Source organism: Wolbachia endosymbiont (group B) of Horisme vitalbata, assembly GCF_964028625.1.
Taxonomy (GTDB): Bacteria; Pseudomonadota; Alphaproteobacteria; order Rickettsiales; family Anaplasmataceae; genus Wolbachia.
The window spans coordinates 511,231-531,189 of record NZ_OZ034797.1; the positions used below are offsets into that span (position 1 = coordinate 511,231).

11 protein-coding genes and 7 pseudogenes are annotated in these 19,959 nt (G+C 33.5%); 9 read left to right on the forward strand and 9 right to left on the reverse strand.

All coding sequences use genetic code 11. The features are described 5' to 3' along the window. Positions 1 to 256: 256 nt before the first annotated feature. The 3 genes and pseudogenes from ABWU56_RS02500 to ABWU56_RS02510 form a co-directional block, all read right to left on the reverse strand. Positions 257 to 1,098: pseudogene (locus ABWU56_RS02500) on the reverse strand (Rpn family recombination-promoting nuclease/putative transposase). Further along, positions 1,095 to 2,642 (reverse strand): group II intron reverse transcriptase/maturase, encoded by a 1,548-nt coding sequence (gene ltrA / locus ABWU56_RS02505; RefSeq protein WP_149168704.1) that lies wholly within the window; start codon positions 2,640 to 2,642, stop codon positions 1,095 to 1,097. The pseudogene ABWU56_RS02500 and the gene ltrA overlap by 4 nt, the downstream one beginning before the upstream one ends. Before the next feature lie 633 nt (positions 2,643 to 3,275). Next, positions 3,276 to 3,521 (reverse strand): annotated as a pseudogene (locus tag ABWU56_RS02510) (PD-(D/E)XK nuclease family transposase); the annotation flags it as partial. Positions 3,522 to 3,634: 113 nt separating this feature from the next. Here ABWU56_RS02510 and ABWU56_RS02515 point away from each other — a divergent pair. The 4 genes and pseudogenes from ABWU56_RS02515 to ABWU56_RS02530 form a co-directional block, all read left to right on the forward strand. Beyond that, positions 3,635 to 4,033 (forward strand): helix-turn-helix domain-containing protein, encoded by a 399-nt coding sequence (locus ABWU56_RS02515; protein WP_353281775.1) that lies wholly within the window; start codon positions 3,635 to 3,637, stop codon positions 4,031 to 4,033. Positions 4,034 to 4,130: 97 nt separating this feature from the next. Beyond that, positions 4,131 to 4,517 carry a helix-turn-helix domain-containing protein gene (locus ABWU56_RS02520; protein WP_353281954.1) on the forward strand — a complete coding sequence of 129 codons (387 nt, stop codon included), beginning with the start codon at positions 4,131 to 4,133 and terminating at the stop codon, positions 4,515 to 4,517. 187 nt (positions 4,518 to 4,704) lie between these two features. Then, positions 4,705 to 4,959, forward strand: coding sequence for a hypothetical protein (locus ABWU56_RS02525; RefSeq protein ID WP_353281777.1), 255 nt, complete (start codon positions 4,705 to 4,707; stop codon positions 4,957 to 4,959). Between the two features lie 83 nt (positions 4,960 to 5,042). Continuing rightward, a pseudogene (locus ABWU56_RS02530) lies at positions 5,043 to 5,162 on the forward strand (DNA repair protein RadC); the annotation flags it as partial. Positions 5,163 to 5,315: 153 nt separating this feature from the next. Here ABWU56_RS02530 and ABWU56_RS02535 read toward each other — a convergent pair. The 4 genes and pseudogenes from ABWU56_RS02535 to ABWU56_RS02550 form a co-directional block, all read right to left on the reverse strand. Then, positions 5,316 to 5,881: pseudogene (locus ABWU56_RS02535) on the reverse strand (transposase); the annotation flags it as partial. 305 nt (positions 5,882 to 6,186) lie between these two features. Continuing rightward, positions 6,187 to 7,515, reverse strand: a complete 1,329-nt coding sequence (locus ABWU56_RS02540; protein ID WP_353281094.1) for an IS4-like element ISWosp7 family transposase — start codon at positions 7,513 to 7,515, stop codon at positions 6,187 to 6,189. Between the two features lie 157 nt (positions 7,516 to 7,672). Further along, positions 7,673 to 7,888: a hypothetical protein gene (locus ABWU56_RS02545; protein ID WP_265015153.1), complete on the reverse strand. Its 216-nt coding sequence runs from the start codon at positions 7,886 to 7,888 to the stop codon at positions 7,673 to 7,675. 51 nt (positions 7,889 to 7,939) lie between these two features. After that, complete coding sequence (locus ABWU56_RS02550) at positions 7,940 to 10,183, reverse strand: hypothetical protein (RefSeq protein ID WP_064085298.1); 2,244 nt, start codon at positions 10,181 to 10,183, stop codon at positions 7,940 to 7,942. Positions 10,184 to 10,507: 324 nt separating this feature from the next. Here ABWU56_RS02550 and tnpA point away from each other — a divergent pair, with 324 nt between their 5' ends. The 5 genes and pseudogenes from tnpA (at position 10,508) to ABWU56_RS02575 (ending at position 18,243) form a co-directional block, all read left to right on the forward strand. Further along, positions 10,508 to 10,945 (forward strand): IS200/IS605 family transposase, encoded by a 438-nt coding sequence (gene tnpA, locus ABWU56_RS02555; protein ID WP_006279552.1) that lies wholly within the window; start codon positions 10,508 to 10,510, stop codon positions 10,943 to 10,945. A 788-nt stretch (positions 10,946 to 11,733) separates the two neighbouring features. Beyond that, a complete protein-coding gene (locus ABWU56_RS02560; RefSeq protein ID WP_353281778.1) occupies positions 11,734 to 13,281 on the forward strand; it encodes an ankyrin repeat domain-containing protein in 1,548 nt (515 codons plus the stop codon). Further along, positions 13,248 to 13,445, forward strand: a complete 198-nt coding sequence (locus ABWU56_RS02565; protein WP_230609272.1) for a hypothetical protein — start codon at positions 13,248 to 13,250, stop codon at positions 13,443 to 13,445. The genes ABWU56_RS02560 and ABWU56_RS02565 overlap by 34 nt, the downstream gene beginning before the upstream one ends. Positions 13,446 to 13,880: 435 nt before the next feature. Continuing rightward, positions 13,881 to 14,522 (forward strand): annotated as a pseudogene (locus ABWU56_RS02570) (reverse transcriptase N-terminal domain-containing protein); the annotation flags it as partial. A gap of 13 nt (positions 14,523 to 14,535) precedes the next feature. Then, complete coding sequence (locus ABWU56_RS02575) at positions 14,536 to 18,243, forward strand: tetratricopeptide repeat protein (protein WP_353281780.1); 3,708 nt, start codon at positions 14,536 to 14,538, stop codon at positions 18,241 to 18,243. Between the two features lie 77 nt (positions 18,244 to 18,320). Here the strand turns inward: ABWU56_RS02575 and ABWU56_RS02580 are convergent. Then, positions 18,321 to 18,657 (reverse strand): annotated as a pseudogene (locus ABWU56_RS02580) (integrase core domain-containing protein); the annotation flags it as partial. A 634-nt stretch (positions 18,658 to 19,291) separates the two neighbouring features. Continuing rightward, positions 19,292 to 19,912: pseudogene (locus ABWU56_RS02585) on the reverse strand (zinc ribbon domain-containing protein); the annotation flags it as partial. Positions 19,913 to 19,959: the final 47 nt, after the last annotated feature.

Sequence of the window (19,959 nt, forward strand, 5' to 3'; positions counted from 1 at the left end):
GGAAACAACCAGTAGCAAGTTTGATAGTCTTAATGCTAAAATGGATGAAGTAGACATTAAATGCTAAGTGATTAATGTATTTTCCATATTGAACTTACAGCACGTAGTTTTGATATAGAAGTTTGGGTAACGTTATGATAGTAATTTATATAATTCTTTGTGCAATCTTCATAGCTGTTTTAGATAGTTCACCAGATTCTTAATTAGGTGATATGTCGAACTTAGAGAAGGTTTTCATAAATGTTGAAGTGAATAATTATGTTTTTTCCTTGAGTTGTAAAATTTCAGAATGAGAGAGACCGGTAATTTGAGCGATAACATCTATAGAGACACCGGCCTTGAGTGAGTTTTTGGCCACAGCTATTTTAGTCTGTTGTTCACCCTCTGCTATACCCTCTTCCTTACCTTCAGCTCTACCTTTTTCATGGCCGATTTGGATGCCTTCTTTCTTGCCCTTCTCTTCTCCAATTTGGATGCCTTCATGTTTAGCATCATCGAGCTTTTGAGCAAGGACAGCCTGTTCATCACGAATACGTTTGATCTCTTGTTCGTAGGCTATAAATTTTTTTCTGACCAGTTGAACCTATTTAGTTCTTCATATGCTCTTTCAATTATTAGATCACTTCCTATTATTCTCTCTAGCTCTTCTTCACTAGTTTCATCTGCATATCTAAAGAAGTAGACCCATTTTTCAACTATACTTGAAAGCTGATCTTCTTTGGTTTTTGGAAATTTAGGTAACTCAATAAATATAAAGTAAAAATCTTTTAGATCATGCTCATTAGTATCTTCATCGCGAATAGTATGCTTTGATTTGTACTCAGACTTATCAGGAAATAAAATACAGTCTGCTATAGCAATAAAGATAATTTCCTTAAGGTCATGATATTGATCGCCTTTATCAGCCTGTCTTGAATAGGCTTTAGCAGCATAGTATTGAGCACGTTTTTCAAAGCCCTTAGTTTTAGCGACCTGGTCAGGTAAGGAAGCAGTATTACTACTACCCCCTCCCTTAGAAACGCAGCATGCAGGTTTCCCCACACTACGCTTGAGCCCCTTATCTAAGTTCTTCTTTTCTAGAACCGGCTTGTCCTTCATGATTCCTCAGGAAACATCATTCTTAATGGTGACACCAACAGTAGAGAACCTTCTCTTGAGAAAGAGCTTGCTAACATTCTTGTTCGTTTCACTCTCTCATCAAAATACTTTTTCCATTTTAAGTCAAGGGGATTTGCATCCGCTCTGATTTTAACATGTCGTCTGATAGGTATATCAATCAGCTTAAGCAGTCTTAAATACCGTATCTCTTTTGGTTTGTTCTTGCATATGGGTGCAGCAAAAACCCATTGGCGTTGACCCATTACTTTGAAGTAACGATTCTTTATCCAACGTAATCCTTTACGAGGATGTCTTTTCTTTGCCCATTTCCATAAACTATGCCAAATTTCATTGTCGATCTTTCTAAACGCTTTTTTAGCACACACATGGTGATAGTAATTTCCCCATCCTCTCAGTAGAGAGTTGAGTGACTTAATTACTATAGCCTGAGTGTTCGCTATATTTGCTTTTATCAATGTACGTGCTTTATTAAGAAGTCTTTTAATACTTTCTTTCGAAGGTTTAATAATTAACTTCTTATTATATCTACGTACATTACAACCAAGAAAGTCAAACCCTGTTGTGATAGATGTAATCTTTGTCTTCTCTTCTGACAGAATTAAACCTCGCTCATGAAGAAAAGATGATACTAAAGGCTTAACTTCCTTTTCCAGTACTTCATGTGTGAAACCTGAAATAATAAAGTCGTCTGCGTATCTGATTACATTCACTCCACTTCTGATTTTGTTTCTTTTTCTACTGCCGAGTTTACCAAATCGACTTTCCAATAACTTTTCAAGTCCGTTTAAGGCTAAATTGGCTAGTATTGGAGAAATTATACCACCTTGCGGGGTACCTGCAGTTGTGGGATACAGAGTTTTTGATTCTAGGAAGCCAGCTTTTAACCAACTATGCAGAATTTTTTTCTCCATAGGAATATGCTTCATAAGCCATTCATGATTAATGTTGTCAAAGCATCCTTTGATATCACCTTCAAGTATCCATTGTAGTTGATTACGACTTGCCAGTAACAAATGACAAGCTACTGTAGCATCTGCACAGGATCTTTTAGGTCTAAAGCCATAGGAGTGACGATCACTGATCGTTTCAGCTATCGGTTCCAGAGCAAACAGATATAATGCTTGCATGGCTCTATCTTTTATCGTGGGTATTCCAAGAGGTCTTCTTTTGCCATTAGATTTACTGATATAAATCCGTTTTAGCGGAGAAGGTTTATATCCTCTTTGCTTTAACTGCTTTATTCCTTGAAATTTAGCATTGCAAGTTGACCATAGTTGACGATCTACACCTGCTGTGGTTTTTCCTTGGTTTTCAGTTACTCTCTTAACAGCCAAAGCTTTTCCGCTAAAAGAGCGTGTGAGAAGATGTTGTAAAGCTTTTACCTTACCCCATCTTCCTTCTTGGACAGCCTTAACAATACGTCTTTGTAGCCTCACAATAACTTTCTGGCATTTCTTCCATGGCAATTGCTTCCATGCTTCAAAGCTTTCGGTAGATGCACTTACGGGTTTACTTGTAATCATCTGCTTTCCTACCTTAAGTGGTTAACAAAGTTTCTTGTCACGAGGGACCAAATGGAAGTCTGCTCGTTTTCACGCGAATTAATGTTACAAATTCTATCCATTTCGTTACAAAATGGCATTCGCTTTCTCCATTCTCCTTTACCTGCACTTCCATCAGCATTCCTTGCGGTTTGCTTGCCATGTAGGCGAAAATACAGGCTTACCCTGTTTCTCCAGTCATACAACAGTGGGTTAGGTGGCTTCTCTATACCGGTGGAGTTATTATTTGCGTACATCTAGAAATGAAAAATGTAACTTATCCACATTACCTTTTGGTCAGAGCTTATCAGCATCTTTAGCTCTTTCATCGTATCGGTACTTATAAAGCTTCACTTACGTTCACCATACCACTAGCCTAGCCCTCCAACCACATGATGCTTGCAGTTTATGCCCCTCTCACGATTGAGCATCTTCTTTTTCAAGAGGAGGTTCATTGTCCGCATCGCTTGGCACCAACCGGTTGCCCGATTCGCACTGATGCGTAGACTCAGACGGCAAAACATCTGGTTTAATAAGTTTTAGAATCCTTTCAGTTTCTTTCTGAATGAATTCCTCTCCTTTTAAACAATATGACCGAAGACTTTCAGGTCGCACCATCTCTATGATGTATCTGGAACCTTGAGAGTCCTTACAAAGAACATCAACAATACTCTGCTTTTTAGCGGCAACTTCAGGGTCTAAAATGGTAGCTAAGAATTCAACATCGTGAATAGCCGCTAAGCCAGTAAAGCCTAAAATATCGTTCAAGAAATGAATGAGGATATCTTTATTCTTCTCGGTGCCAAATATTCTTTTCAATGTATAATCGTTGCGTGCGTCAAGAAACTTCGAAAGAGCCATGAGAAAGTAAGTTAAAAAGCATTAATAATTATACACAATTCTGAAGAAATATTCAACTAAAATGCAAACATTTTGTATATCTTTATTTGGTAGTATTAACCTGTATAATATTTATGACAAATACCTCGATAAGGTACCAGATAGCACAAAAAGTAAGGAGCTGGAGGTTAAAACAAAAATATACCCTGAAAAACTTAGCAGACAAGGCAGGCATAAACTATCATACACTGCTAAGATATGAGCAAGGAGCATGTGGCATTCCAATTGGAAGGCTAAAAATCCTAGCAGAGTCGTTATCAATCCCTATTAGAAATCTCTTTCCAAGACAAAAAGTACTAAAAGAAAACAGTTGTTTTGATAAAGCTAAGACCCAGGAAATGTATAATTTCATAGAAAAAACAGGAGGACGCAAAGCAATTTATATGTTAACCAAATCTGTCCGAGCTGAAGAAGAAAGTAATGTAAAAGCAGCAAGAATAAGAATTGCAAGGAATCTAGTTAAGGCAGGCTGAGGTTATCTATCGAGCAACGGGCTTATCAACTGAGGAATATGCTGATAAAGAGAGATACGAGCCAAACGGAGGACAAGAGATCAAGAAGTGGAGAATAATAAGAGGATATACACAAGAAGAATTAGCAAAAAAGCTTAATGTAGGGCCCTCACAGATACATCACTATGAACAAGGTAACGTTACTCTTTTAAGTGAAAGGTTGTGGGAGATAGCAAGAGAATTGTCAGTAGATGCTGAAGATCTAATAAAGGAGTACAAAGAAAGTGATTGCGAAGGAGAAAGTGAATTATTAAGTTTGGCAAGAGAATATAGAAAAATTGACAATCAGGAATCACGAGATGAGCTAAATATATGGGTAGAATTTTTCTTGCAAAGAAAGCAAATTTACAAAGAGAAGATTGATAAAGTAGAGGAAATGAAAGTTACAAATAATTTACTTCAGTTAGGTTTTTCTACTGATGTTATTTCTAGAATAATTGATTAACAACAACCTTTTTACATAACTTGAAAACAAATATATATTAATATCTTTACTTATTCATGAAAAAATAAGTAAAAAAGATTGAAAAATTGATTTGACTTCACTCGAAAGCTATGGCTCTACGCCAATGCTGATAAAAAACAGCAGTAAATAATTAAAAACAATTTGTTATTAACGAGGAGTATATTTTATGAATAATGGTAAAAAACTTACAGAAGAAATAGAGAAAGTATTACAAAGTGGAGGAGGAAGTGCTCTATTTGATCGCGAAATAGTGGCAGTACTTCTAGGAGCAGTTCACGACAGAAAGCAAGCACAAGATGTTACTAAAACTATAATGGATAATTGCCCAGGAATAGGAGAAATTTTAGGGCGAGAAATCGATGATCTGAAAATGATAGAAGGAAGATGTGAAACTAGAAAAAGGAGTTTTAAAAAGGAATGACCGAACATGCAGCCGCAGCAATTGAATGTGTTAAAGAAGCTTATAAAAGAGCACTAAGAGAAGGATTAAAGAGAGGACCTGTAATGGATAGCCAAGAAAAGCTGATAGAGTATGTAAGGGTAAATATAGGCTTTTCAGCAAAAGAAGCTGTTCAGATAATATACTTGGATAAACAGCACCGTCTGATAAGAGATGAAGTGTATTTTGGTACAATAGATGAAGTACACTTATCTGAAAGGAAAGTGGTAAAAAAGGCATTATCAATTATTCAAATCTTTTCGTCATGCTGTCGATTCTTCTTTCTTATGACCTTTTTGGACTATTATGGGAAGGGCTATAGTACTCCCAACCAGAACTTCACTTTCAGCCAAATAAAAACCCAAAACTTCTTTTCTGCCATTTTGCTAATATGTTATACATACATTTGCTTACACAATCTCCTTGACCTTAAAAAACCATGAACACTATTGGATATACAGATTGCAGCGGACGACTGCGCCATTCGTTGATTACCGGTAACAATTTGTCAGTAATACTTGATATCTCTGCTGCAGATATTTTATATTTCTTCTACATGCGATGCTATATCCCATGCCACTGGCATATGTACTTAAAACCTTTGCTTCAAGTTCGGTTGTTTGCCTTTTTCTGACTACTTGTGGCTCGAAACTTCCTTCTCTATCTCTTGGTGTCAATAGTTCAAATACTTGTCCGTAAAGTCTTTGAATTTCTTCGGTTGTTTTCTTCGCTTTCAGCCGACAAATGGTTTTCTATCTCGCCTTCCCTCTAGCAGTTTTTTTATAAATGGTGTTAATGCTCCATCTCTTCCTGTCAATGGTCTTCCTTCTCGTATAGATGATAAGATATTTGTTTCTAATTCTTTATAGTCTACCAAACCGGTAGTTGTGTTTGCTTGACTCATTGTCAAACCTCCATTTTTTTATCAATTTATTACTTTACTTCTCGGTTTGACACAGTTTATTTAACCATACGCGTCAAGTTAAGGAAATATCGTGAAATATAGCAACATTTGAGATGGGCATTTTATTTGTTACATTTATTTTTTTAGGGAGTTCTTATCTAGAAGAAGATGATTTTTTCAGAAGAATCTATAAATTAATAACTTTATTACTTAATATATAAAATAGTTTTTTTTCGTTTCCTTTCTTCCTTATACCACTTTTCCTTAACTTGACGCGTATGGTTTATTTAACCATACGCGTCAAGTTAAGAGATTGTGAGCAAATTTAGAGAAGTTAAGGTGGATACTCTAGTTTTTCTGTACTTGTCTTTTAATGAAAACTGCGACCAAGTTATGGTAAGCTTTTTGAGAAAAATATTTAAGCCTTTAATTTTATTATTTAGTGCTAAAAATAACTCTCTAACCCGTCTTTTTAGCTCAATAAATGCCTTTGTTAAGCTAAGCTCCGTATTTTTTTTCAGTTCTGTGCAACCCACTATTCCATGAAATATAAGAATTGCACACAATTTGGCATATAGCTCACATAATACTCTGTATGGCTTTCCTCTCAGCTTATCAAGCCTTATATTACTCTTATATAATTTGAACAATAATTCAATTTGCCATCTTATTCGGTAAACTACTAGTATTTGCTCAGCATTAATCTTACTTTTTGGAACATTAGTTATAAATATCGACCAATTTAGTAACTTTTGGTTCCTTTGAGAAGATGTGTATCCATGTGATCTTGCTAACCTATTAGCCTTTCTTCTTCTAGCCATAGCTTGTTCTTCAGTTAGTTTTTTAAATATAATTCTTACTTTAACCCTTGTCTCTTTTCCTAACAATACCTCCTGTTCTAGAAAAGATCGATCTCCCAAATGTTCTAGTAAATCTATTTTTTGACCTGTCTCTATATCATATATGTTAGTATCGGATTTATAACGACTTATGAAATAAGCTCCTATTTCATTGATTTGTTTAAAAGAACTTGGCACAAAATAACCCAAATCAGATATTAGTAAATCGTTGTTCGATATATTGCTTAAATGGCTTCTATAACCCTGATCTGACCTTATTCCCTCAGTTATATTAAGCTGGTCTAATGTCTGGTTTAGGTAGTCAAAAACTAATTGTAACTTTATTCCAGACTTAGTATTGCTTTCATAACCACTGTAGCTGGTACCATAACCTTTATACATTTCTTCCATACTGTTAGGTAAGCTAATGTAGCTGCTGTCTAATAATTTAACACCTCCAAAGTGCTTCAAGATTCTGCAATCAACTTGTAAGGTATTTTTAAGTAACGTTAAAGATTCATTATACATTCTTTTCATAAATTCCACTGCTTCCTTGGTAAATCTAAAGTCCAGACCTTGTTTTGTTATATTTATCGAGTCTTCATTCAATAATTGACACACTGTCTCTATACTACAATTATCAACCCCTATATTACCCAAAACGATGGCTTTTATGAACGACGAGCCTTTTAGCTTCCTCTTTCTTTTTATGAACCCTGTTGTAGCTGAGATTTTATCTGCTTTTTCATTAAAAAATTCTTTGAGCTTTTTTGAGATGCAAACTATTCTTTTCATTGTATAAGTTCTCCGTTTTCTTTGTTAGATTTAAGAGAACTTATATCTTTTTTTTCTCTTCCTTACACTAAGTTTATTACCACAGTTCCTTAACTTGACGCGTATGGTTTATTTAACACTCCCAAGCTTAATAGACAAATGGTAGGCAAAAAGCTTGTTACACCACCTCCAACGTTTCCATTACCCTTTTCCTTAAGTCATAACTATATGCTACTGGCATCCTTACCTTCACTACTATAAATCCATATCTTACTCTTTTTGGACTATTATGAGAAGGGCTATAGTTCCTTCTTTCTTTATCATTTATTTTGATAGTTCCAATCCTATGTTTATCACTATAACCAACACTGCCTGGCTCTAAATTAAAAAGCATCTTCGCTCCTCTTGTTTTTACATTTTAGTATAATGCAGATAATTTGTATTATCATAATCCTGGACCATATCCCCTTGCATTTACTTTGAGTAGTTGATTTTTATTAACCCCCTCTAGAAAGCTAGATGGATTTTCTATTGTATAATCTGACTGTTTAATAGCCTTATCTAACTCTTCAAATACGCTGCTATTTCTTTTAAAATACCCATATTCTATAGCTGTTAAAACACTTTTCCCCCCTAATAGACAATTTAGCCCTAAACTTGATTTATTCTCTAATTTGTTAAATCTTACTTCATCGACAAGCCTCACCTCTATTTTATTACTATCTTTCTCATTAGGACATAGATGAATACTGATCTCTCCTACTTCAGTGGTAAAAGACATTTCAATGATATCTCCTGAGATGTCTGTATAATTTCTCCTTCCTTCTATGTTTTCAACTCTAATTATACTTTTTCCAACTTGAACTATACCAATATTTAGATTTAAATCTTTAGCTTTTTGATTATTGAATATCTTTGCAACTTCAATAGTACTATTTTGTGGGTAATCTATACAAAAATATCCATTATCTATTTCTAGTTCAAAGTCATGTTTATCAATTTGCTCACTTTTACTTATAATACTTTCAAGTGCTAACTCCTTCAGCTTTGAAAGGTTTGCTTTTCGCTGACCTAAGGTATCTTTATCTGAACAAATTACGTTTACTACATCTCCATGCTCTTCATCGCTAAATCTGTTTAAAGATGCACCTTCTGATATTATCTGAAATATTTTTTTCTTGTGTAAAAACTCATAAATTCGAGTAGTGTCAGCAGATAAATATAGCTTTGGGAATGTGTCAGCTATACGATCTATCAAGGACATATCAGATTTATATGGAAAAGTGAACATTATTCCTTGTTTCAGTGCTTCGTTTATAACTTTATCAAGTTCTTTTTCGCACTCCTCATAATCTTCTTCGCTACCAGAGTAACCTAAAATGTCCAGATAATCATGGATCTTATTTATTTTTTGCCAAATACTTTCATACTTTTCTTCTTCTCTTGTATTCGGTTTTACTTTCGCTAAAGAAAAAGAATCTTTTTGACGAATTAAAACAAAAGTATCTTTTTCTTTATGAATTATGGCTTCATCATAGAATAGTTGACTGTAACGCCTACCAAAACTTTCATCATAATCAGGGCAAGGGCTAACATTGTTGTCATCGTCACTTTCACTATCCGTTTCGTTCCATACTTCAATTGGGAAATCATTATTTTCAAGGTTTTCATCTTCACTTGTTCGGCAATTTTCTGTTTTTCCATATAGCCAGGTTGATTTCTGGTCATCGCTACTTTCATCGTCAGCTTCATTCCATACTCCAATCTCGAAATCAGTATTTTCAAGGTTTTTATCTTCACTTGTTCGATAATTTTCTGCTTCTCTATCTGGTAAGGTTGATTCTTGGTCATTATTATCAATAATATGTTTAATTTTCACTTCAGGTACAAACTGAAGCTTTGCTATTTCTTCTCTTACGTTTTCTTTGTTTATTTCATCTGCAAGAGACACTTCATTACTAATATAGAAATTTTTCTGTTTTAAACTTTCGTTTTCCTTCTGCAGTCTATTGAATTCTGCAAATAGTTCTTTATACTCTGATAAATAAATACAAAATTGATCTCTTACATCATTAAGCTCCTTCTCTTTTTCTAATATCTGATTTTCATAATCACCTTTCAAATCCTCTATACTGTTTATCAGCACTGTACTTTCTTTTCTTACTCTATTTAACTCATCTTCAGTCAAAACCAGTTTTTGCTGTAATTCTTCATTTATTTTGTCTGTTAACTGAATTTCATTCTTTGCCTCTTTTAATTGATTATTTAAGTTCTTAATTATATCACTTTTGTTCTGAGTTTCTAATAATAATATTTCTACTTTCTGTTTTAGCTGTTCGATGTCTTGATCATTTTCAGTTAAATTTCTCGTCCTTCTTTGTAATTCAACTTCAAGCCTTTTAATTTTCCCTTCTAGGGTTTGCATTTCTCTGGTAAGTTCACTTACTTCTTCGTAATACTCTTCTACTCTTTTCTTATAGTGTTTTTGTAACTCTACATTTTTTTTAAGATCAAAATTTTCTTGTTGTAGATTTTCTATTTTACTTTTCAAACTATCTATTGCTTGATTTTCTTCATTGCTAATCTCAAATACCTCTTCAGGAAAATCTTCAAATTCACAAGATGAATTGCCTTCAAGGTCGTTACTACCAAATAAATTATATTGTACTACCTGCTTTAAACTAAACATACCTATACCCCCTACTAAAATAAACAAGTAATATATTGTATGCGCTATATATCATAAATACAATCAATTTGAATATAATCTATTTACTAATTCGTATTGTGAATTTTTATAGAGTAGGTTTAGGTGTAAAATATTATAATACCATTAAAGCAGGTGAATAAAGCACAGTCTTTTTGAGAGGATAAATTTAATGAAAAGACCATACTAATTAGTGTTATAAGGAATTGAATTATTGACTTTCCATAAGATGGTACAAGCCTCCACCTTCTAGGTGGAGAAACTTTAGTTTGTCAATGTCATAACTGTACTTTATAAAGTATAGTTATGACGGAATATGACAAAGGAAAACACACTGTATTTTATCATAGGTACCATATAGTCTGGATTACAAAATATCGGTACAGAGTATTAACTAAGGCTATGAAGGAGAGAATACGAACAATCATAGCAGAAGTATCTGAAGAAATGGGGATTAAGATAGAAAACGGAGTAATATCATCAGATCATTTACATTTATTCGTAGTAATACCTCCTCATATAGCTGTGAGTGATTTTGTTCAAAGAGCCAAAGGCAGGTCTTCACGCAAAGTTCAACAAGAATTTCCAGAGCTAAATAAAATGTACTGGGGAAAGCGTTTTTGGGGAAGAGGATACTTTAGTGCTACCAGCGGACATATCACAGATGAAGTCATTAATGAGTACATCAATAAACATACAGATGCACATCAGCCTCATTCTATATCTAGTATAAGATTGGAGTAGCTTTAGCTTCTCACCGCGCTTCCAGCGCTATATCCAACCTTTCGGCTCTCAGCCGATAGTGGTTGAGTCTTCTGAAATTGCAAAAAAGGTCATATATTTGTGAGAACACGTTGCGTAAAAATAAGGTTATAAAAATAGAAGATTTAAATTATTTCCATAAGCTTGAGCAAATTAGTTCGTATATAAATTTGGTGAAAGTAGGCTAAAATAGCTAGTTTCGTGTTGTATTAAAATTACTATAAAGGAAAGTTCGCATAGGTTGCGTGGTAAACCAACTCATCCCAAAACAAACAGTTATCACGCTTGCTGATTTTAGTTATCGGAAATGGCTGTATTGTTTCAGTTTTGAGTAATATGTAAAGTTGAATTAGTACTTAAAAATAGAAAGAGTACATTGCAGTAAAAAAACAGAAGTGTTTTTGCAAGTACTGGCTTTAGTTTTAAAAATACAAACTAAAATAAAATGCTAAAAAGTTCTTGCTCTGCTAGATCTTTTTAGCTATAATGTAATTCAATGTAAAGAGTACATGGGGTGTTAGATGAATTGTATTATGTACATCATTCAGAAAGCAATCCTGGCTTTTTTAAGAATATATCTAGTTTAGTAAGAAATCAAAAGAAAGGCGCACTGTAATCAAAGTTACTTAGGATTACCGTAAAGTTTCTACAGCAAATTGGTTTGGTACAGCTGCATAAGAATCAAATGAATTAGATGTCAAAACCAATCTTCAGAAAAGAGGTTTACGACCAAACAATTCAAATATGAATATTAAAATATAGGGGGCTTTATGTTAGGTAAAGAAAATACAAAGGAACAAGTAACAGATAATCAATCTAGGTTAATAAGAACGCAGAAAGAAGACACATTGTCATCTAGTAGTCAGCAAATATTACAGCTGCCAGAAGGTTTTACAATAGGGAAAGCAGTTGGAGGAGGGGATGGTTTCTTTCACGCGGTTGTACAAGGACTTAAGCAATTAAAACCTGAAATGAACTTTACTGTGAAATCTTTGAGAGAAATTTGTAGGAAGCAAGCTTTAATTAGTCAAGAAATGAAAGAAAAGATTATAGCCGATGCTAGAAACCGTGAAGATTCTACAGTAATACCTCCAGGGCCTGGTATTGATGATGATGAATTATGGAAGACTTATTTGGTTGGTATAGAATACAGTAATGAAGATATAGAAAGAATGCAGAAGGACAATAAAGAAGTGGCTTCATCATTAACTGATTTAAAGTATGGAAATACGTTGCAGGTTCCTATATGTGGCAGACCTAAAATTGAGGGAAGCATGATTTGTAATGAATATAATGTTAAGCTGCATGTTATTGAATATCTTCCCATATATGAATGCCCAGGGTCTCTTATTGATGGATTAGGATCCAAATTTGTAAGTACAGATTATAATGAAAAAGATACTATACATATAATAAATAAAGGAGATTTTCATTTTGAGCCAATCTTGAGCGAGACACTATTAATAAGTGAAATACAGAAAGAATTTACTAGTATTCTAGAGGGTTCTAATCTTATAGAAGATAGAAAGCTTGAAAAGCTAAAAAGTTTTTTTGAAGCATATCCGAGTCTAAACGTTAATTTTCAGGTGAATCAATATAATGATACACCGATACATATTGCTGTTCGTGTGGGAGAATTAAAAATTGTTAGGTTTTTGCTAAAGATAGGAGCACAAGTTGATGTTGTAAATGGAGAGGGAAAGACTCCTATAGATATTGCTAAAGATAATAACAGAAAAGATATCGCTAAGATACTGCAACCGCTTATTTCATATGAAGAAGTTGATATACCAGGAGATGGCAGTTGCTTATTTTGGTCCGTTGCTTTAGCTTACTTAACTCCCGTAAAATTTGATGATTATGCCTTTCATGAAAGGTTTAAAGAATTATTTGCGAGCGACCATGATGTACATTCAATTCAAAGGCTAATGCAAAGTAATGCAAATATTTATGAAGATAGTGTAATGAAGCAATTAGTAACGAAGACATTTCGTTGTGAGGTTGCTGATGAAGTATGTTTCAGCCAAAGAAGATTTGAAAATAAGGTTGAAATTATGGATCTTTTTGAGAGTCACAGTGGAAGTTATTTTACAGGAGGTACCTTTAAAAAAGAGTTTGAACATGAATTCGGTGCTGAAAAAATTGAGCAGTATAATATTGACACTAGTAAACTCCAACCCAATTTTTTTGATGAAAGTGCAATAAAGGAAATTTGTACTGAACTTAATAAGATAAAAAAACGTGATCAAGTTCAGGAATTTATATTTGATACATACTTGAAATGGTGCGACCTGAAAGTCTTCGGTCATATTGTTTAAAAGGAGAGGAATTCATTCAGAAAGAAACTGAAAGGATTCTAAAACTTATTAAACCAGATGTTTTGCCGTCTGAGTCTACGCATCAGTGCGAATCGGGCAACCGGTTGGTGCCAAGCGATGCGGACAATGAACCTCCTCTTGAAAAAGAAGATGCTCAATCGTGAGAGGGGCATAAACTGCAAGCATCATGTGGTTGGAGGGCTAGGCTAGTGGTATGGTGAACGTAAGTGAAGCTTTATAAGTACCGATACGATGAAAGAGCTAAAGATGCTGATAAGCTCTGACCAAAAGGTAATGTGGATAAGTTACATTTTTCATTTCTAGATGTACGCAAATAATAACTCCACCGGTATAGAGAAGCCACCTAACCCACTGTTGTATGACTGGAGAAACAGGGTAAGCCTGTATTTTCGCCTACATGGCAAGCAAACCGCAAGGAATGCTGATGGAAGTGCAGGTAAAGGAGAATGGAGAAAGCGAATGCCATTTTGTAACGAAATGGATAGAATTTGTAACATTAATTCGCGTGAAAACGAGCAGACTTCCATTTGGTCCCTCGTGACAAGAAACTTTGTTAACCACTTAAGGTAGGAAAGCAGATGATTACAAGTAAACCCGTAAGTGCATCTACCGAAAGCTTTGAAGCATGGAAGCAATTGCCATGGAAGAAATGCCAGAAAGTTATTGTGAGGCTACAAAGACGTATTGTTAAGGCTGTCCAAGAAGGAAGATGGGGTAAGGTAAAAGCTTTACAACATCTTCTCACACGCTCTTTTAGCGGAAAAGCTTTGGCTGTTAAGAGAGTAACTGAAAACCAAGGAAAAACCACAGCAGGTGTAGATCGTCAACTATGGTCAACTTGCAATGCTAAATTTCAAGGAATAAAGCAGTTAAAGCAAAGAGGATATAAACCTTCTCCGCTAAAACGGATTTATATCAGTAAATCTAATGGCAAAAGAAGACCTCTTGGAATACCCACGATAAAAGATAGAGCCATGCAAGCATTATATCTGTTTGCTCTGGAACCGATAGCTGAAACGATCAGTGATCGTCACTCCTATGGCTTTAGACCTAAAAGATCCTGTGCAGATGCTACAGTAGCTTGTCATTTGTTACTGGCAAGTCGTAATCAACTACAATGGATACTTGAAGGTGATATCAAAGGATGCTTTGACAACATTAATCATGAATGGCTTATGAAGCATATTCCTATGGAGAAAAAAATTCTGCATAGTTGGTTGTAACAAAATACGCTTGTCTTATAAAGAAAATAATCATTATCAATTTTATCAAGTAGAGTATTCAAATTTGATGAAGTTTGTTCTGAGTTTCATTCAATCATTTGAAACGAGGCTTATTATATATGATATACTTGCAAGTACACTGAGAGAGGGGAACAGAATATTTTCGGATGGGGTGAGCATTAACAGGTTTGTGCAAAGTATTTTTGGATGTTCAACACATGATGATTGGGAGATGTTTGGTATGAAAGCATCTTTGAGAGAAGGTAATGTAACAAAAGCGACAAAAAGTTTTATTAATCTATCAGACTTAATAGGAACGTTTAATGAATATAAACTGGGCTTTAGAAAAATATTAATGGATGCTGGATGCAATATTTTTCAAAGTTTTGAAATGCAGTTTGAGAAAATAGGTTTTGATCATGTTTCAAAAATAGCAGATGACATTGTAGATAAGATAATTGAATGTTACATTCAGAAAGAACATAAGAGAGATTTGAGAAATATAGGGATAACTGAAACCCTTGTTCTAAATACATACTTTCAAGGTATGTCTGCGCAGTATGGAGAAATAAGTTATAATCTTAGAGACCTATATGAAAATATCGGAATTGCAGAAGGCAGTGAAGGCTCTTTCGTCTATTATAGAAAGAAAAGTGAGGATAAATCTAGTCAGTATGGTTATCGCCGTTCCTTTATGGGTGAAAAGTCGAAAAGAACATATGATACAAGATATATTAGAGTAGAAGCTACAAACGTAGAACTTGAAAACTATGTGTATACTTTAGATACCTTAAATATACAAGAATTTAAGGCTAAAGTGGAGAAGGTATTTTATATTGTCAATAAAGAAATCCAAATGCCAAGCAAAAAGATAATTGAGGATCTTATAGTAAAAATTAAATCCCATATTGAACAAGAGGTAAGCTTTTTAAACGAGCATATCTTATTTTGTTGTCAAGAGCGCAAACAAAATTTAGATATGAATTTGAAATACTTAGTTAAAGAAGAAGGAAAAAAAGAACAACATATAATAGGAGGCAAAGAGTTAATAGGAAGAACTGAAAAAAATAGTGATGTTGTATCTTTGATGGAAAAAAATTTAAAAACAATTCCAAATTCGTTTTATTATCTAAAAGTAAAAGAAGCATTTGTAAATCATGCTGAAACAGTCTCTCAAAACTATAGCAACCTACTTGAATCAGAGCATGGTAATACAGCAAGATCTAGGAGTTTTTGGCCTAGTATAAAAGTATCAGATATAAAAAGATTATCATCTCTACTTGGGAAAATGAATTTTAAGGATGTATGTGCTCCAGTAGAAGAATTCACTGGAAGAAAGAAACAAATAGAGGAGATATATACAAAATTACATGGGGGAGAAGTAATAATAGTAGGTCCATCTGGAATTGGCAAAACTCAACTAGCTAGAAAATTTGTCGAAGAAAACAAAGGAGTTTATCTTAATGTCTATGAGGTAAATACTCAAGATATATTGTCCATAGAAAGTTCTTTTGATTCCCTTGTCCGAGATAGGCTAAGCATGTGTATGGAAAGAGAAAGAAATAAAGTAGAGGAAAAATGCCTATTCCTTTTTCAGGGAGTTAAAAAAGAAGATCTAGAGAGAATTTTAAAGATCAGAGGTAAAAGAGGTGGTTTTGACTGCTTATTTACTTCTTCTGATCAAGGTTATCAAGATATAGCAGAAGTGTCTTTAGATAGTCTTGGAGAAAAAGAAGCTATACAACTTGTAAAAAGAATTTTAGAGATAGCAGATAAGTCGCAAGATGAAAAAATAAAAGCACTAATAAGAAAACTCGAAGGTTTTCCATTAGCTATAAATCTAGCAGTAGCGTGTATTAAAAACAAAGGATCAAGCCCTTTGAGAGAAGCATTTGGAATTTTTGAATATTTAATACAATACGAAAGGTTTAATCAGAAATTTCCACGAAACACTAGACAAAATAAATACGATAGAATACTGCAAATAACATTACTAATCTCGATGGAAACAATAGAAAAGATGAGTTCTGGAGAGAAAGTTCTAAAAATTTTAAATGCTATGGCTTATTTTGGTCATAGTACAATTGATCCCAGTTTATTTCTTGCCTGGATTAGATATGAGGATAGGCTATACTCCATTTTTAAATTGCTAGAACAATATTCGATAATTTATGCAAAAAAGGAAGGTAAATACAAGGTCTATACTATGCATGAATTAATAAAAAAAGTAATACGTTCACAGTTTATCATAGATGAGGAAAAACACATATTAAGTTGTGTCATAGAACTGGTATCTGAAGCTGAAGGAGGATTTTTAGATGTAGTTCATCTCTTATCTTTGTTTGATCATGGTCAAAAATATGACTATCTAATAGAAGAAAATAAGAATTTTCCTTGTTTAATTTTGAGTGGCTTAAATGAGTTACATGAGTATAAAAAAGTTATCAATCTCACGTCACAATTATCTCAATTACTTGCTGTAGATGATGGATATTCAAGATTAATTAAATATGAGTTTGCCTGCGCGCAAGCTGGTTTGGGACTATATGATAGAGCGTTAAAAATCTTTCTAGATTTAAAAAAACTCGAGAAGGTAAAAGATGCATTTCCTTCTCTTACTTTGGATAAAAAAATACTTTCTATTTATCTCAAACAAAAAAATTCTAAAGAAGCATTGTCATACGTTAAACACAATAACTTTATAGTCAATAGTTCACATAGCGAAGACATCATGGAACTTATAGAAGAATATCTAGATATATCAGTTATTATAGCTGAAGCATTTGTGATGAAAAAAAGATATACTGATGCATTTACAACTTTGCACTATGTAAGACGACTGAGAGATGAAATTTTCCTTAAAATAAGTGATTTTAATTCTGATAATGATCCTTATCTTGATCCTTCCGAGGTGTATGAATTTTATAATTTAGATACAAAATATATCTATGCCTTAGCATATTTCTTTATGAGTCAAGAAAGAAAAAAAGTAACTATAAATGAAGAAGCGTTACCACATAAAGAAGATTTACCTCGTGAATTGAGTATACAAGCTTTATTTAGGCAGCTACAAGATATTCTGATAAATCAAGAGAGTAGTCAGTACTTACAACCGGCTCCTTATTTTGTTGAAATAGAGGTAGGAAAAGTAATTAAAAGAGAATTAAGAGAGAAAGCATTGCAATATTTTGAGAAAGTGCTGAAGCTACAAAAAAATTATGGATTTTTAGATAATCATCCTAACGTACTATCTGTGAAGTTTTATATAGCTGTTTTACATAGTTGCTTAGAGGATAAAGAAAAAGCATTACAAGAACTTCAACGATTGCAAGAATTACAAGAGAAGGTTATAGGGATAAATCATCTTGATACTTTAGATACTGTATATGCTATACAAAAGTTGTTTACTAGAGATGAAGATAAATCAACATATTTAAAAAATGAGGTAGAAAAAAGAGAATCGCTCTTACAATTTGAAAAATCTGATTTGAATGCTAAGGGTGTCTCAATCTTAAAAGAGCTTTATGTAGAAAAAAATAGCGAAAGTTCTTCTTCAGTATCAAGTGAAGAGTTACTGCTAGAAAACAAAAGGTTTCTAGACACAGAGAGTACAAAAACTAAAAGGAGAAAAATAGATAACCAGCCAGCCATTAAGAGTTATCTTAACGATGTCAACGTAAATCTTAGCCGTCAGCAAGATGCTATAGTCAATTTATAATATTGACTGGCAAAACATTATCTTCTTACAACAGATGGGTCTAGATGCTTAAATTTTTGATATTATTTAATGATAATCTAAGGACAATTACAGTAAGGTTTCAGCAGAAGTTTAGATACATGGTTCCAGAGTGTGATGGTAGTGTAAATAAATGAGGAGCACTGTAAACATATAAATTCGAAAGGTGTAAGACCATTAAGAGTTTTAATTCTTCTAGCATAATTGTAAGCCATCATAAAATTGTAAAGATGCTTTTTGAGCTGCTGATGTGAGCGGTGGTAATATTTTTTAACTGTAGCATTTTTAAAAGTTTTATTCATACGTTCAACTTGCCCATTTGTCCAAGACTTTTGTCAAATGGTGTTCAGTGTCATTTTCTTCACAAACTCTATTAAATATGTGTTGAAAAGCGTATTTATGGTGCTTCTGAGAGGCTTTGTTGAATGGCAAGGAATGAGGAGGAGTAATGAAAGGAATTTACGAGGCAAATTTGAAAATAGGCATACCTATATCAGTAAAGTTATTAATCAAATAGCATTTTAAAAGCACCTCTTTGAGAGGGAGTGTTAAATAAACCATACGCGTCAAGTTAAGGAAAAGTGGTATAAGGAAGAAAGAAAACGAAAAAAAACTATTTTATATATTAAGTAATAAAGTTATTAATTTATAGATTCTTCTGAAAAAATCATCTTCTTCTAGATAAGAACTCCCTAAAAAAATAAATGTAACAAATAAAATGCCCATCTCAAATGTTGCTATATTTCACGATATTTTTAACTTGACGCGTATGGTTTATTTAACCATACGCGTCAAGTTAAGGAAAAGTGGTATAAGGAAGAAAGGAAACGAAAAAAAACTATTTTATATATTAAGTAATAAAGTTATTAATTTATAGATTCTTCTGAAAAAATCATCTTCTTCTAGATAAGAACTCCCTAAAAAAATAAATGTAACAAATAAAATGCCCATCTCAAATGTTGCTATATTTCACGATATTTCCTTAACTTGACGCGTATGGTTTATTTAACACTCCCATTTATCTTATTTTTTATTGGCAGACAGCTTGCTTAAACCCATAAAATCTCTTCATCTGCTCACTCCACAGCATCGGTATTTCTCTCAAGTCAACCAACTTCAAATCTCTTGGCTGCCTTCCATTTACTATATCTTCTTTAATTTTTGGTGCTAAATAATTTAATCTTAAAATTTGGTGTATACGTCTTGTACCTATATTAATTTTGGCACTCAGCTCTTTCACACTTCTGTATTTTCCTTCTTCTAGTTGCCGTTTCCACAGATGGGCTCTTACCACTGCTTTGAGTAACGCATTATTTATTTTTCCTTCTGGCTCGATTACTGTGCATTTGTTTCCTTTCTTCTTCATTGGTATAAATTTTTCCTCTGATTCAGAACTCACCTCTATTCCATCCTCTCTCACCAATACTGTTCTTATTAACTTTTTCACTACTTCTTTCTGTTTTCCAAAACTTAAATTTTTCCACTCTTCTGCTTTTTCTCTCCATTTTTCATATAGCTGCTCCGCTTTCTTCATTATTTCTTTTTCCACTTCTCCTGCTACTATTGTTCGGTTTATTGATTCACAATTCTTTCCCCTTAAGTGATTGTTGCATACGTAATATCGGTACCTTTTATTCTCTTTTTTTGAGTACTACAAAGGGTTCTGTCGCATTTGTAGGGAAGTAGAAAGAAGAATGA

What these genes read in the sequence shown, in the direction of transcription:
- ltrA (WP_149168704.1), bottom strand. Translation starts at nt 2,642, where the DNA reads ATGATTACAAGTAAACCCGTAAGTGCATCTACCGAAAGCTTTGAAGCA.
- ABWU56_RS02515 (WP_353281775.1), top strand. Translation starts at nt 3,635, where the DNA reads ATGACAAATACCTCGATAAGGTACCAGATAGCACAAAAAGTAAGGAGC.
- ABWU56_RS02525 (WP_353281777.1), top strand. Translation starts at nt 4,705, where the DNA reads ATGAATAATGGTAAAAAACTTACAGAAGAAATAGAGAAAGTATTACAA.
- ABWU56_RS02540 (WP_353281094.1), bottom strand. Translation starts at nt 7,515, where the DNA reads ATGAAAAGAATAGTTTGCATCTCAAAAAAGCTCAAAGAATTTTTTAAT.
- ABWU56_RS02545 (WP_265015153.1), bottom strand. Translation starts at nt 7,888, where the DNA reads ATGCTTTTTAATTTAGAGCCAGGCAGTGTTGGTTATAGTGATAAACAT.
- ABWU56_RS02550 (WP_064085298.1), bottom strand. Translation starts at nt 10,183, where the DNA reads ATGTTTAGTTTAAAGCAGGTAGTACAATATAATTTATTTGGTAGTAAC.
- tnpA (WP_006279552.1), top strand. Translation starts at nt 10,508, where the DNA reads ATGACGGAATATGACAAAGGAAAACACACTGTATTTTATCATAGGTAC.
- ABWU56_RS02560 (WP_353281778.1), top strand. Translation starts at nt 11,734, where the DNA reads ATGTTAGGTAAAGAAAATACAAAGGAACAAGTAACAGATAATCAATCT.